12 protein-coding genes are annotated in these 13,146 nt (G+C 69.2%); 4 read left to right on the top strand and 8 right to left on the bottom strand.

What is annotated here, in order from left to right; all coding sequences use genetic code 11:
* Position 1 precedes the first annotated feature (1 nt).
* Genes ACIBB8_RS03055 through ACIBB8_RS03030 form a run of 6 tightly spaced genes read right to left on the bottom strand, consistent with a single transcriptional unit; the run spans position 2 to position 5,743 of the window.
* Entirely contained in the window at positions 2-1,258 is a 1,257-nt protein-coding gene (locus ACIBB8_RS03055; RefSeq protein WP_398948670.1) for a cysteine desulfurase, read from the bottom strand.
* Complete coding sequence (gene sufC / locus ACIBB8_RS03050; protein WP_037691717.1) at positions 1,255-2,019, bottom strand: Fe-S cluster assembly ATPase SufC; 765 nt, start codon at positions 2,017-2,019, stop codon at positions 1,255-1,257. Before sufC ends, ACIBB8_RS03055 begins: the two co-directional genes overlap by 4 nt.
* Before the next feature lie 7 nt (positions 2,020-2,026).
* Complete coding sequence (locus ACIBB8_RS03045) at positions 2,027-2,344, bottom strand: bifunctional 3-phenylpropionate/cinnamic acid dioxygenase ferredoxin subunit (RefSeq protein WP_358860180.1); 318 nt, start codon at positions 2,342-2,344, stop codon at positions 2,027-2,029.
* Positions 2,344-3,525 (bottom strand): Fe-S cluster assembly protein SufD, encoded by a 1,182-nt coding sequence (sufD, locus tag ACIBB8_RS03040; protein WP_398948669.1) that lies wholly within the window; start codon positions 3,523-3,525, stop codon positions 2,344-2,346. The genes ACIBB8_RS03045 and sufD overlap by 1 nt, the downstream gene beginning before the upstream one ends.
* 59 nt (positions 3,526-3,584) lie before the next feature.
* Positions 3,585-5,006 carry a Fe-S cluster assembly protein SufB gene (sufB, locus tag ACIBB8_RS03035; protein WP_345514753.1) on the bottom strand — a complete coding sequence of 474 codons (1,422 nt, stop codon included), beginning with the start codon at positions 5,004-5,006 and terminating at the stop codon, positions 3,585-3,587.
* Positions 5,003-5,743 (bottom strand): helix-turn-helix transcriptional regulator, encoded by a 741-nt coding sequence (locus ACIBB8_RS03030; RefSeq protein ID WP_398948668.1) that lies wholly within the window; start codon positions 5,741-5,743, stop codon positions 5,003-5,005. Before ACIBB8_RS03030 ends, sufB begins: the two co-directional genes overlap by 4 nt.
* 136 nt (positions 5,744-5,879) lie before the next feature.
* On the opposite strand from ACIBB8_RS03030, the gene ACIBB8_RS03025 reads away from it, so the two are divergent.
* The 3 genes from ACIBB8_RS03025 to ACIBB8_RS03015 all read left to right on the top strand — a co-directional run bounded on the left by ACIBB8_RS03025 (position 5,880) and on the right by ACIBB8_RS03015 (position 8,660).
* Positions 5,880-6,806, top strand: a complete 927-nt coding sequence (locus ACIBB8_RS03025) for an ABC transporter ATP-binding protein (protein ID WP_398948667.1) — start codon at positions 5,880-5,882, stop codon at positions 6,804-6,806.
* Positions 6,803-7,570, top strand: coding sequence for an ABC transporter permease (locus ACIBB8_RS03020; protein ID WP_398948666.1), 768 nt, complete (start codon positions 6,803-6,805; stop codon positions 7,568-7,570). The genes ACIBB8_RS03025 and ACIBB8_RS03020 overlap by 4 nt, the downstream gene beginning before the upstream one ends.
* Before the next feature lie 76 nt (positions 7,571-7,646).
* Positions 7,647-8,660, top strand: a complete 1,014-nt coding sequence (locus ACIBB8_RS03015) for a heme A synthase (protein ID WP_398948665.1) — start codon at positions 7,647-7,649, stop codon at positions 8,658-8,660.
* Positions 8,661-9,201: 541 nt separating this feature from the next.
* On the opposite strand, the gene ACIBB8_RS03010 is transcribed toward ACIBB8_RS03015, so the two are convergent.
* Positions 9,202-9,561, bottom strand: a complete 360-nt coding sequence (locus tag ACIBB8_RS03010) for a hypothetical protein (protein ID WP_398948664.1) — start codon at positions 9,559-9,561, stop codon at positions 9,202-9,204.
* Positions 9,562-9,736: 175 nt separating this feature from the next.
* Positions 9,737-10,690: a heme o synthase gene (locus ACIBB8_RS03005; protein ID WP_398948663.1), complete on the bottom strand. Its 954-nt coding sequence runs from the start codon at positions 10,688-10,690 to the stop codon at positions 9,737-9,739.
* Between the two features lie 344 nt (positions 10,691-11,034).
* Between ACIBB8_RS03005 and tkt the strand changes: the two genes are divergently transcribed.
* Positions 11,035-13,137, top strand: a complete 2,103-nt coding sequence (gene tkt / locus ACIBB8_RS03000) for a transketolase (protein ID WP_398948662.1) — start codon at positions 11,035-11,037, stop codon at positions 13,135-13,137.
* The last annotated feature ends 9 nt before the right edge of the window (positions 13,138-13,146 follow it).

Genomic DNA, 13,146 nt, shown 5'->3' with positions numbered 1-13,146 from the left:
CTCAGCCGAAGAAGTTCCGTACGTGCTCCAGACCGTCCACCAGGGCGTCGACCTCGGCGGGCGTGGAGTACAGATAGAACGACGCTCGCGTCGTCGCAGGAATTCCGTAGCGCAGGCAGACCGGCCGTGCGCAGTGGTGTCCGACGCGGACCGCGATGCCCTGCTCGTCGAGGACCTGGCCCACGTCGTGCGGGTGGATGTCGCCGAGCGTGAAGGAGATCGTGGCGCCGCGGTCCTCCGCGGTGGACGGTCCGATGATCCTCAGGTCCGGGACCTCCAGGAGGCGCTTCACCGCGTACTCGGTGATCGCGTGCTCATGCCGGAAGATCTTGTCCATGCCGATCGCCGAGAGGTAGTCCACGGCTGCGCCGAGGCCGACGGCCTGCGCGATCGGGGGCGTACCCGCCTCGAACTTGTGCGGCGCCGGCGCGTATGTCGACGAGTGCATCGACACGGTCTCGATCATCTCGCCGCCACCGAGGAACGGCGGCAGGTCCTCCAGGAGCTCCTGCCGTCCCCAGAGCACGCCGATGCCGGTCGGGCCGACCATCTTATGGCCCGTGAAGGCCACGAAGTCGGCCTGCAGCGCCTGCACGTCGAGCACCATGTGCGGGGCGGCCTGCGACGCGTCGATGCAGACCAGCGCACCGACCTGCTGGGCGCGGCGGACGATCTTCTCGACCGGGTTGATCGTGCCCATGATGTTGGAGACCAGCGTGAAGGTGACGATCTTCGTCTTCTCCGTGATGATCTCATCTATGTTCGACAGGTCGAGGCGGCCGTCGTCGGTGATGCCGAACCACTTCAGCTTCGCACCGGTGCGCTGCGCGAGCAGCTGCCACGGCACGATGTTGGAGTGGTGCTCCATCTCCGTGGTGACGATCTCGGTCTCGTGGTCCACCCGGTAGGGCTCGTCGGCCCAGCCGAGCATGTTGGCCACGAGGTTGAGCGACTCCGAGGCGTTCTTGGTGAAGATCACCTCGTTGCGGCTCGGCGCGTTGATGAAGGCGGCGACCTTGTCGCGGGCGCCTTCATACAGCGCCGTGGCCTCCTCCGCGATCGTGTACACGCCGCGGTGGACATTGGCGTTGTGCCGCTCGTAGTACTCGCTGAGTGCGTCGAGGACCTGGCGCGGCTTCTGCGACGTCGCCGCACTGTCCAGGTAAACGATCTTCTTCCCGTCGTGGACCGTACGATCCAGCAGGGGGAAGTCCTTGCGGATCGCCTCGGTGTCGAGGAGGCCCGGCAGCTGTGTCACGCGGAAGCGCCACCCTTCACATATGCCTCGTAGCCCTCGTTCTCCAGCTTGTCGGCGAGCTCGGCGCCGCCGGACTCGGCAATACGGCCGTTGGCGAAGACGTGCACGAAGTCGGGCTTGATGTAACGGAGGATCCGCGTGTAGTGCGTGATCAGCAGCGTGCCGACCTCGCCGGTCTCGCGCACCCGGTTGACGCCCTCGGAGACGACGCGCAGGGCGTCGACGTCGAGGCCGGAGTCGGTCTCGTCGAGGATCGCGACCTTCGGCTTGAGAAGCTCCAGCTGAAGGATTTCGTGACGCTTCTTCTCACCGCCGGAGAAGCCCTCGTTGACGTTGCGCTCGGCGAAGGCGGGGTCCATCTGGAGGTCGGCCATCGTCTCCTTGACCTCCTTCACCCACGTACGCAGCTTGGGCGCCTCGCCGCGGACGGCGGTGGCGGAGGTACGCAGGAAGTTGGAGACCGAGACACCGGGAACCTCGACCGGGTACTGCATGGCCAGGAACAGGCCGGCGCGGGCGCGCTCGTCGACGGTCATGGCGAGGACGTCCTCGCCGTCCAGGGTCACCGTGCCGCTGGTGATCGTGTACTTGGGGTGACCTGCGAGGGAGTACGCGAGGGTCGACTTGCCGGACCCGTTGGGGCCCATGATGGCGTGCGTCTCGCCCTGCTTCACGATCAGGTCGACGCCCTTGAGGATCTCCTTCGTGGCGTTGTCGGCCTCGACGGAGACGTGCAGGTCGCGGATTTCAAGCGTTGCCATGGGTGACTCAGGACTCCTGGGTGACGGAGACGAGCACATCGTCCCCTTCGATCTTGACGGGGTATACGGGGACGGGGCGCGTCGCGGGAAGGCCGGACGGCTTGCCGGTGCGCAGGTCGAAACTGGAGCCGTGCAGCCAGCACTCGATCATGCAGTCCTCGACCTCTCCCTCGGACAGTGAGACGTTCGCGTGCGAGCAGATGTCGTTGATCGCGAACACCTCCCCCTCGGTACGGACGAGAGAGACCGGCGTTCCGTCGAGTTCCACCCGCTTCGGGGTGTCCTCTTCCAGCTCGCTCAGCGCACAGACTCTGACGAAGGCCATCAGACGGAAGCCTTCAGCTCGGCCTCGATCTTGTCGAGCAGACGGGCCTCGACGTCCGGCAGACCGATCTGCTGGACCAGCTCGGCGAAGAAGCCGCGCACGACGAGCCGGCGGGCCTCCTCGGCCGGGATGCCTCGGGACATCAGGTAGAAGAGCTGCTCGTCGTCGAAGCGGCCGGTCGCGGAGGCGTGACCGGCGCCGACGATCTCGCCGGTCTCGATCTCCAGGTTCGGCACCGAGTCGACCCGCGCGCCGTCCGTGAGGACGAGGTTGCGGTTCATCTCGTAGGTGTCGGTGCCCTCGGCCTTGGCCTGGATGAGCACGTCACCGATCCACACCGCGTGCGCGCCGTCGCCCTGGAGCGCGCCCTTGTAGACGGCGTTGGACTTGCAGTGCGGGGTGTTGTGGTCGACGAAGAGACGGTGCTCCTGGTGCTGGCTCCTGTCGGTGAAGTACAGCCCGAAGAGCTCCGCCTCGCCGCCGGTGCCCGCGTAGGAGACCCGCGGGTGGAGGCGGACCAGGTCGCCGCCGAAGGTGACGACGATCGACTTGAAGGTGGCGTCCCGGCCGATCAGCGCGTTGTGCTGAGCGGCGTGGACGGCGGTGTCGTCCCAGTCCTGGACGGAGACGACGGTCAGCTTCGCACCGTCACCGAGGACGTAGTCGACGTTGCCCCCGAGGACCGCGTCACCGGTGTGGTCGATGACGACCACGGCCTCGGCGAAGGCTCCCAGCTCGATGACCTGGTGGGCGTAGGCCACGCCGCCCTCGCCGTGCACCGCGATCCGGATCGGCTCGGCGAGCACGGCCTCCTTGTCGACCGTGATGACCGAGGCCTTCTCGAAGGACGAGTACGCCTGGGCGGCGACGCGGTCCACCGGGGTGCCCGCCCGGCCGAGCCGCGCGTCGTCGCGGCCGACGGTCTCGACGGTGACGCCCTCGGGGACGTCGACCTCGACCTTGACGGCGCCACCGGTCGCGACGGCCGTGCCGTCGTGCAGGCCGCGCAGTCGCTCCAGCGGCGTGAACCGCCACTCCTCCTCGCGGCCGTGCGGGACCGGGAAGTCCGCGACGTCGTAGGACGGGGGCGCACTCATGCGCGTGGCGACGGTCGACTCGGCGGCCACCGCGATGGACCCGGTGGTGGTGGACCCCGCCGGAATGTTCTGAGCCTCAGCCATGGCTGTCGTAGTGCTCGCTTTCTCTGTCAAAAGTCGGGGGATTCGGTCGTCAGGCTGTGCTAGCCGACCGAACCCTCCATCTGCAGCTCGATCAGCCGGTTGAGCTCAAGCGCGTACTCCATGGGCAGCTCGCGCGCGATCGGCTCGACGAAGCCGCGCACGATCATGGCCATGGCCTCGAACTCGGTCAGACCGCGGCTCATCAGGTAGAAGAGCTGGTCCTCGGAGACCTTGGAGACAGTGGCCTCGTGACCCATGGACACATCGTCCTCACGGACGTCCACGTACGGGTACGTGTCGGAGCGGGAGATCGTGTCGACCAGGAGCGCGTCGCACAGCACGTTGGACTTGGAGCCCGCGGCGCCCTCGCCGATCTCGACCAGGCCGCGGTACGAGGTACGGCCGCCGCCTCGCGCCACCGACTTGGAGACGATGTTGGAGGAGGTGTTCGGCGCCATGTGGACCATCTTGGATCCGGCGTCCTGGTGCTGACCCTCGCCGGCGAAGGCGATGGAGAGCGTCTCGCCCTTGGCGTGCTCGCCCATCAGGTAGACGGCCGGGTACTTCATGGTGACCTTGGAGCCGATGTTGCCGTCGACCCACTCCATGGTCGCGCCCTCGTACGCCACGGCGCGCTTGGTGACCAGGTTGTAGACGTTGTTCGACCAGTTCTGGATCGTCGTGTAGCGGCAGCGGCCGCCCTTCTTCACGATGATCTCGACAACGGCGGAGTGCAGCGAGTCCGAGGAGTAGATCGGCGCGGTGCAGCCCTCGACGTAGTGGACGTAGGCGTCCTCGTCGACGATGATCAGCGTCCGCTCGAACTGGCCCATGTTCTCCGTGTTGATACGGAAGTAGGCCTGCAGCGGGATGTCGACGTGGACACCCTTCGGCACGTAGATGAACGAGCCACCGGACCACACGGCCGAGTTCAGCGAGGCGAACTTGTTGTCGCCGACCGGGATGACGGTGCCGAAGTACTCCTTGAAGAGCTCCGGGTGCTCCTTCAGCGCGGTGTCCGTGTCGAGGAAGATGACGCCCTGCTCCTCCAGGTCCTCACGGATCTGGTGGTAGACGACCTCGGACTCGTACTGCGCGGCGACACCGGCGACCAGGCGCTGCTTCTCCGCCTCCGGGATGCCGAGCTTGTCGTACGTGTTCTTGATGTCCTCGGGCAGGTCCTCCCAGGACTCCGCCTGCTTCTCGGTGGACCGCACGAAGTACTTGATGTTGTCGAAGTCGATGCCCGACAGGTCCGAGCCCCAGTTCGGCAGGGGCTTCTTGTCGAACAGCCGCAGGCCCTTGAGGCGGAGCTTCAGCATCCACTCGGGCTCGTTCTTCTTCGCCGAGATGTCACGTACGACAGCCTCGGAGAGGCCGCGCTTGGCCGCCGCGCCTGCCGCGTCGGAGTCGGCCCAGCCGAATTCGTACGTACCCAGACCCTCGAGCTCAGGGTGGGCAGTCTCCGTGGGGAGCGTCATGCGGGGTTCCTCCCGGCCGTGCTTGCAGATGCTGATGTGGTGGTCTGTGCGGTTGGGGGTCCGCCGCGCGGTACGAACGTCGTGCACACCCCGTCGCCGTGGGCGATGGTGGCCAGACGCTGCACATGGGTCCCGAGCAGGCTGGAGAAGATTTCCGTCTCCGCCTCGCACAGCTGCGGGAACTGTTCGGCGACATGGGCGACCGGGCAGTGGTGCTGGCACAACTGCTCGCCCTGTCGGGGGCCCGGCGCGCTGCGCGCCGTAGCAGCGTACCCGTCGGCGGACAAGGCCTTGGCCAGCGCCTCGGTGCGCTCCTCGGGGTCCGCGGCCTCGACCGCCTTGCGGTAGGCCACTGACTGGGCAGCGGTCCTGGCACGGGCGAAGACGGCGACCGCTTCGTCGCCCGCGGTCTCGGCGATCCAGCGAAGAGCGTCGGCGGCAAGCTTGTCGTAGGACTGGTCGAAGGCGTCCCGGCCGCAGTCGGTCAGAGCGAACACCTTGGCCGGGCGGCCGCGGGTCCGCGCCCCGTACACCCGCTGCTCGCGGGCCTCGACGACATTGTCGGAGAGGAGGGCGTCCAGATGGCGGCGGACGGCGGCCTGAGTCAGTCCGAGCCGCTTCGCCAGGTCGGCGACGGTGGACGGGCCATGGTCCAGGATGGAGCGCGCGACCCGGTTGCGCGTCGAGCGCTCCCCAGTCGCGAGTTCCTCCTGCCGAGCCTCGCCCTGGTATTTCACAACGCCATTGTTGCGTAATTCCTCCGGCCCTGACAACCACGGTCCGAAACGATCAACGGTGGAGTTCGTCACTAAGGGTTACCTAATCCGGCCCCCGGAGACTTGCCCGCCGGGCCGCTGCCTAGACTTACCGGCCATGAAGAACGAGCCGGTCGTGCAGATCCGTGGCCTGGTGAAGCGGTACGGCACCAAGACCGCGGTGAACGGCCTCGACCTGGGCGTACGCACCGGCGCGGTCACCGCCGTCCTCGGCCCCAACGGCGCCGGCAAGACCACCACCATCGAGACCTGCGAGGGCTACCGCCGCCCCGACGCCGGAACCGTACGCGTCCTCGGCCTCGACCCGGTCGCCGACGCCGCGGAGCTCCGCCCCCGGATCGGGGTGATGCTGCAGTCGGGTGGCGTCTACTCCGGAGCGCGCGCCGACGAGATGCTCCGCCACATGGCGAAGCTGCACGCCCATCCGCTCGACGTCGACGCGCTGATCGAGCGTCTCGGTCTCGGCAGCTGCGGCCGGACGACGTACCGCCGGCTCTCCGGCGGCCAGCAGCAGCGCCTCGCCCTGGCGATGGCCGTCGTCGGCCGTCCCGAGCTGGTGTTCCTGGACGAGCCGACCGCGGGCCTCGACCCGCAGGCCCGCCGCTCCACCTGGGATCTCGTACGGGAACTGCGCGCCGACGGCGTATCGGTCGTCCTCACCACCCACTTCATGGACGAGGCCGAGGCGCTCGCCGACGATGTCGCCATCATCGACGCGGGCCGGGTCATCGCCCAGGGCAGCCCGGACCTGCTGTGCCGCGGCGGCGCCGAGAACACCCTGCGCTTCACCGGCCGCCCCGGTCTCGACCTCGGCTCGCTGCTGAAGGCGCTGCCCGACGGCACGCAGGCGGCCGAGCCCACCACCGGCACGTACCGCATCACCGGCCAGGTCGGCCCACAACTGCTGGCCACCGTCACCTCCTGGTGCGCGCAGCACGGCGTGATGCCCGAGGGCATCTCCGTCGAGCGTCACACCCTGGAGGACGTCTTCCTGGAACTGACCGGCAAGGAGCTGCGCGCATGAGCGCCGGTACGTACGCCCCGCGGCCCGGTGCCGCCCCGCTGCCCCGCATGATCGGTGCGCAGACCGCGCTGGAGACGCGGATGCTGCTGCGCAACGGCGAGCAGCTGCTCCTGACGGTGATCATTCCGACGCTGCTGCTGGTGCTGTTCAGCGCCGTCGACATCGTGGACACCGGCGCGGGCAGGTCCGTCGACTTCCTGGCGCCGGGCATTCTCGCGCTCGCCGTGATGTCCACCGCCTTCACCGGCCAGGCCATCGCGACCGGCTTCGAGCGGCGGTACGGCGTGCTCAAGCGCCTCGGTGCCTCACCGCTGCCCCGCTGGGGGCTGATGACCGCGAAGACCCTCGCAGTACTGGTCACCGAGGTGCTGCAGGTCGTGCTGCTGACGGTGATCGCGTTCGCGCTGGGCTGGTCGCCGCACGGCAACCCGCTCGCCGTCCTGCTGCTGCTCGCGCTCGGCACCGCCGCGTTCTCCGGGCTCGGCCTGCTGATGTCCGGGACGCTGAAGGCGGAGGCGACGCTCGCCGCCGCCAACCTCGTCTTTCTGCTGCTGCTGGTCGGCGGCGGGGTCATCGTGCCGCTGGACAGGTTTCCGGACGCGGCGCAGTCCGTGCTGGGGCTGCTGCCGATCGCGGCCCTGTCCGACGGGCTGCGGGACGTGCTCCAGCACGGTGCCTCGATGCCGTGGGGCGATCTCGGGATCCTCGCGGTCTGGGCGGTGCTCGGGCTGGGCGCGGCGGCAAAGTTCTTCCGCTGGGAATGACCCGCGGCAACGTACGGCATGACGTTTCGAGGTAACTCGTCCCCCTCGTGAAAGCTTGCACAAGCCGCCGCTTACGATGGTGCGCGTGCCCAAGCTGACCCGAGCCGAAATCGCTCAAGCCGCGCGGAACCCGCTCCTCTACATCGCCGAACGCTGGACCCCGTCCCCCCGGACGGTCCGTCGCGCGGCGATGTCAGCCGTCGTGATGGCCGTCGTCATCGTGGTCACCGGCGGTGCGGTGCGGCTGACCGGCTCCGGTCTCGGCTGCCCCACCTGGCCCAAGTGCACCGACGAGTCCCTGACGGCGACGAGCGCGATGGGCATCCACGGCGCCATCGAGTTCGGCAACCGGATGCTCACCTACGTGCTGTGCGCGGCGGTCGGCTGGGCGATCATCACGGCCCGCTCCGCGCAGCCCTGGCGGCGCAGCCTCACCCGGCTCGGCTGGGCGCAGTTCTGGGTGGTCATGGGTAACGCCGTGCTCGGCGGCATCGTCGTGCTGGTCGGCCTCAACCCGTACACCGTCGCGGCGCACTTCCTGCTCTCCACCGCCCTGCTCACGGTCGCCGTCGTGACCTGGCAGCGGGCTCGGGAGGGCGACGCGGAGCCGCGTCCGCTGGTCGGCAAGGCGGTCTCGCAGCTGACCTGGCTGCTGGTGACCGCGGCCGGCCTGCTGATCGCCGTCGGTACGGTCGTGACGGGTGCCGGACGGCATGCGGGCGACTCCAGCGAGGTGCACCGCATCCCGCTCGACTGGAAGATGATCGCGCAGCTCCACGCCGACCTGGCCTGGGCCGTGGTGGCGCTGACGGTCGCGCTCTGGTTCGTACTGAAGGCCGTCGACGCGCCGGTCGGTCCGCTGCGCCGCACCCGTGATCTCTTCCTGGTGCTGATGGCGCAGGGTGTGATCGGGTACGTGCAGTACTTCACCGACACCCCGGAGATCCTGGTCGGGCTGCACATGCTCGGTTCGTGCCTGGTGTGGATCGCCGTCGTGCGGGTGCTGCTCTCGCTGCGCGAGCGCCCGGTGGCGACCGCCCCGGTGCCCGCCCCCAGCGCGCAGACCCCGGAGCCCGCAGCCGCCGGCTGAGAGCCTGTCGGGTGACGTCCGCCCGATCAGAGGTCGCCCGACAGGCTCTCAGCCCGCTACGAGGGCCGCCGGTCCAGCCGGTTCGCCCGGACAGTTGTGCGGCAGTACGAGACCGCTGCCGGGCCCGGCCGTCGCGGCGGCGAATCCGGCCGTCCACCGGGGCCGGTGGTGCGCAGCTGCAGCGGGCGCCCGCGAGCGATCGCGGTCCACCCCAGATGCCGCAGCAGCACCGGGTCGTCAGGGGCGCGTACGGCGTGCGCGGCCGTCGGCACCGGTCCGTGCCGCTCGGCGTTCCGCCTCCCGCCCGGCCGGTCACCGTCCGGCCGCGCCGCGCACCTCGCCCGGTCCGGGCGGGCCCGGATCGGGGTTCAGGCCCTGGCGTACGGCCGCGGTGGAGATGAAGGCGACGGTGGAGGCGGCCGCGGTGTGCACGGCCGCCGCGAGATTGGCGAGGAAGCTCTCGAGGGTGCCCGAGCTGTCGGCGACCGGCTCGGTGCGGAGGACCCCGTGGGATGCGCCCGGAGACGTCCCGCGCGGCGGCTCAGCCCTTGTTGGAGGGGCCTCCGACCTGGATCCCGGCCATCCGCGTCCACTCGTACGGGCCGGTGCGGACCTTGGCGGCGAACTCGCCGTCGAAGGACTCGTGCATGGTGATCCCGGCCTTCGTGGTGGCACTCTCGGCGACCGCGTACGAGGGTGCGACCAGGTCACCCCAGGCGCCGTCCTCGCCGACCAGCACGATGCGGGTACCCATCTGCCCGATGTAGGCGAGCTGCCCCTCGGCGCCGCCGTGCGCCTTGGCGAAGGCGCCGATCTGCTTGGCGAGCCTGGCTGCCCTGCGCTCCGCGCGGGCGGCCTGCTTCCTGTCGTCAACCTGCTGGGTCTCTGCCGTGTCTGCCATGCAACGGATGCTACCGATGGGTAGATCAACTGGCGACGGGGGGGGGGGGGGGGGGGGGGGGCGCCGCCCCCCCCCCCCCCCCCCCCCGCGGCCCCCCCCCCCCCCCCCCCCCGCGGGGGGGGGCCCCCCCCCCCCCCCCCCCCCCCCCCCCCCCGTCGGCAGGAACGAAACGGTGTCAGCGCAGGAACGGGTCGACCGCGACGGCGACGAACAGCAGTGACACATAGGTGATCGACCAGTGGAACAGTCGCATTTCCTTGAGCTTGGCACCGGACACCCCGGCCTTCGTCCGGTTCTGCAGGCTGTGCGCCTCCCAGAGCCAGAACCCGCCGGTCAGCAGCGCCACAGCCGTGTAGAACCAGCCGGTGTAGCCGAGCGGGGTCAGCAGCAGCGACACGGCCACCATCACCCAGCTGTAGATGACGATCTGGCGGGCCACCACCCGGTTGGACGCGATGACCGGGAGCATCGGTACGCCGACACGGGCGTAGTCGTCCTTGACCTTCATGGACAGCGGCCAGTAGTGCGGCGGCGTCCAGAAGAAGATGACGGCGAAGAGGATGACCGCGGCCCAGGACATCGAGTCGGTCACGGCGGACCAGCCGATGAGGACCGGCATGCAGCCCGCGATGCCGCCCCAGACGATGTTCTGCGCGGTGCGCCGCTTCAGCAGCATCGTGTAGACGACGACGTAGAAGAGCAGCGCGCCCAGCGACAGTGCCGCCGACAGCCAGTTGACGAGCAGCCCGAACCAGACCGTCGAGATCACCGCGAGGGCAATACCGAAGGCCAGGCACTCGCGCGGGCTCACCATGCCGGTGACCAGCGGGCGCTGCGACGTACGGTCCATCAACGCGTCGATGTCGCGGTCGATGTACATGTTGAGCGCATTGGCACCACCCGCGGAGAGATATCCCCCGATGGTGGTGGTGAGTACGAGCCACAGGTCGGGCACACCCTGAGCGGCCAGGAACATCACCGGAACAGTGGTGATCAGCAACAGCTCGATGATCCGCGGCTTGGTCAGTGCCACGAATGCCTTGATACGGGCCCCGAACGGGCGATGGCCCCCTGGGCTCGGAGTCAAGGCGACCCCTGCGGGTCGGGACTCGACGGCCGTCACGCACACCCCTGACAGAGAAATCCCAGCAAGCTCCGGACGTGAAGGCCCAGTAAAGACTTGCGCGAACCAGACCACTGTAGACGTTGACGACAGGCCGTTCTTCGCGGGGGTGGCGTCGTGTTGGAGTGGCGCAGAAGCACGGTGTCCGATGAGCGCATAAGTAAGGAGTGGCGCTCATCGGAGTAGCGCAGAAGTGAGCCGCTGCGCTCATACGGGAGGCGAACTCCACAGGTCGCCCGCACCCTGGAATGGACCCGGAAAATGCGTGTTGTGTCAGGGGTAGGCTCGACGACGCCCGGTGCGGTCACCAGCCACCGGTTTACAACAGTGGAGAGGAGCCCTGACTCAGGGTGAGCACCAAGCCGACCACCACAGACCTCCAGTGGACCGAATTGGACCAGCGGGCCGTGGACACTGTCCGCGTCCTTGCCGCTGACGCCGTACAGAAGGTCGGAAACGGCCACCCGGGTACGGCGATGAGCCTCGCTCCCGCCGCGTACACGCTCTTCCAGAAGGTGATGCGGCACGACCCCGCCGACGCGAACTGGACCGGTCGCGACCGGTTCGTGCTCTCGGCGGGTCACACGAGCCTGACCCTCTACATCCAGCTCTACCTCGCCGGGTACGGCCTGGAACTCGATGACCTCAAGGCGTTCCGCACCTGGGGCTCGAAGACCCCCGGTCACCCGGAGTACGGCCACACCACCGGTGTCGAGACGACGACGGGCCCGCTGGGCCAGGGCGTGGCCAATGCCGTGGGCATGGCCATGGCCGCCCGCTACGAGCGCGGCCTGTTCGACCCGGAGGCCGCCCCCGGCACCTCCCCGTTCGACCACATGGTCTGGGTCATCGCCGGTGACGGCTGCCTCCAGGAGGGCATCTCCGCGGAGGCCTCCTCGCTGGCCGGGCACCAGAAGCTCGGCAACCTGGTCCTGCTGTGGGACGACAACCACATCTCCATCGAGGGCGACACGGAGACCGCGGTCTCCGAGGACACCCTGAAGCGGTACGAGGCGTACGGCTGGCACGTCCAGCGCGTCGAGCAGCTGCCGAACGGCGACCTGGACCCCGCGGGTCTCTACCAGGCGCTCCAGGCGGCCAAGGCCGAGACCGAGCGCCCCTCGTTCATCGCGGCCCGCTCGATCATCGCCTGGCCGGCCCCGCACGCCCAGAACACCGAGGCCTCGCACGGCTCGGCGCTCGGCGAGGACGAGGTCGCGGCGACCAAGAAGGTCCTGGGTTTCGACCCGGAGAAGACCTTCGAGGTCTCCGACGAGGTCATCGCGCACACCCGTGAGGCGCTGGACCGCGGCCGCGAGGCCAAGGGCGAGTGGGAGAAGACGTTCGCCGCGTGGCGCACCGCCAACCCGGAGCGCGCCGCCGAGTTCGACCGGATCTCCGCGGGCGAGCTGCCGGAGGGCTGGGAGGACAGCATTCCGGTCTTCGAGCCGGGGAAGAGCGTCGCCACCCGCGCCGCCTCCGGCAAGGTGCTCCAGGCTCTCGGCGAGATCATCCCCGAGCTGTGGGGCGGCTCCGCCGACCTCGCGGGCTCGAACAACACGACGATCGACAAGACGTCGTCGTTCCTCCCGGTGGGCAACCCGCTGCCGGGCGCGGATCCGTACGGCCGCACGATCCACTTCGGTATCCGCGAGCACGCCATGGCCGCGGCCATGAACGGCATCGCACTGCACGGCCACACCCGCATCTACGGCGGCACCTTCCTGGTGTTCTCCGACTACATGCGCAACGCCGTGCGGCTGTCCGCGCTGATGCACCTGCCGGTGACGTATGTGTGGACGCACGACTCGATCGGCCTCGGCGAGGACGGCCCGACCCACCAGCCGGTCGAGCACCTGGCCTCGCTGCGTGCCATCCCGGGCCTGAACATCGTCCGCCCGGCCGACGCCAACGAGACCTCCGTCGCCTGGCGCGAGATCCTGCGCCGCTACACCAAGGTGTTCGGCAAGGGCGCCCCGCACGGCCTGGCGCTGACCCGTCAGGGCGTGCCGACGTACGAGGCGAACGAGGACGCGGCCAAGGGCGGCTACGTGCTGTTCGAGGCCGAAGGGCCCGAAGGGCGGAACACAGCGCCGCAGGTCCTCCTGATCGGCACGGGTTCCGAGGTCCACCTCGCCGTCGAGGCGCGCGAGGAACTGCAGGCGGCCGGCATCCCGACCCGGGTGGTCTCGATGCCGTCGGTCGAGTGGTTCGAGGAGCAGGACCAGGCGTACAAGGACAGTGTTCTGCCGCCGTCCGTGAAGGCCCGCGTCGCCGTCGAGGCGGGCATCGGGCTGACCTGGTACCGGTACGTCGGAGACGCCGGCCGGATCGTCTCGCTGGAGCACTTCGGCGCCTCGGCCGACGCCAAGGTCCTCTTCCGCGAGTTCGGTTTCACCGGTGCGCACGTTGCCGCCGCAGCGCGGGAATCTCTCGCCGCCGCCGCGCGCTGACGCCGTTAT

Origin of the sequence: Streptomyces sp. NPDC051286, from assembly GCF_044455345.1 — a bacterium.
Classification (GTDB): Bacteria; Actinomycetota; Actinomycetes; order Streptomycetales; family Streptomycetaceae; genus Streptomyces.
The sequence above is the reverse complement of the archived record's forward strand: the minus strand, read 5'-3'. Positions and strand labels throughout refer to the sequence as shown.

Bases quoted from the DNA above. Each gene is read 5' to 3' on its own strand.
- sufC (WP_037691717.1), bottom strand. From the start codon at position 2,019: ATGGCAACGCTTGAAATCCGCGACCTGCACGTCTCCGTCGAGGCCGAC.
- ACIBB8_RS03045 (WP_358860180.1), bottom strand. From the start codon at position 2,344: ATGGCCTTCGTCAGAGTCTGTGCGCTGAGCGAGCTGGAAGAGGACACC.
- sufD (WP_398948669.1), bottom strand. From the start codon at position 3,525: ATGGCTGAGGCTCAGAACATTCCGGCGGGGTCCACCACCACCGGGTCC.
- sufB (WP_345514753.1), bottom strand. From the start codon at position 5,006: ATGACGCTCCCCACGGAGACTGCCCACCCTGAGCTCGAGGGTCTGGGT.
- ACIBB8_RS03025 (WP_398948667.1), top strand. From the start codon at position 5,880: ATGAAGAACGAGCCGGTCGTGCAGATCCGTGGCCTGGTGAAGCGGTAC.
- ACIBB8_RS03020 (WP_398948666.1), top strand. From the start codon at position 6,803: ATGAGCGCCGGTACGTACGCCCCGCGGCCCGGTGCCGCCCCGCTGCCC.
- ACIBB8_RS03015 (WP_398948665.1), top strand. From the start codon at position 7,647: ATGGTGCGCGTGCCCAAGCTGACCCGAGCCGAAATCGCTCAAGCCGCG.
- ACIBB8_RS03010 (WP_398948664.1), bottom strand. From the start codon at position 9,561: ATGGCAGACACGGCAGAGACCCAGCAGGTTGACGACAGGAAGCAGGCC.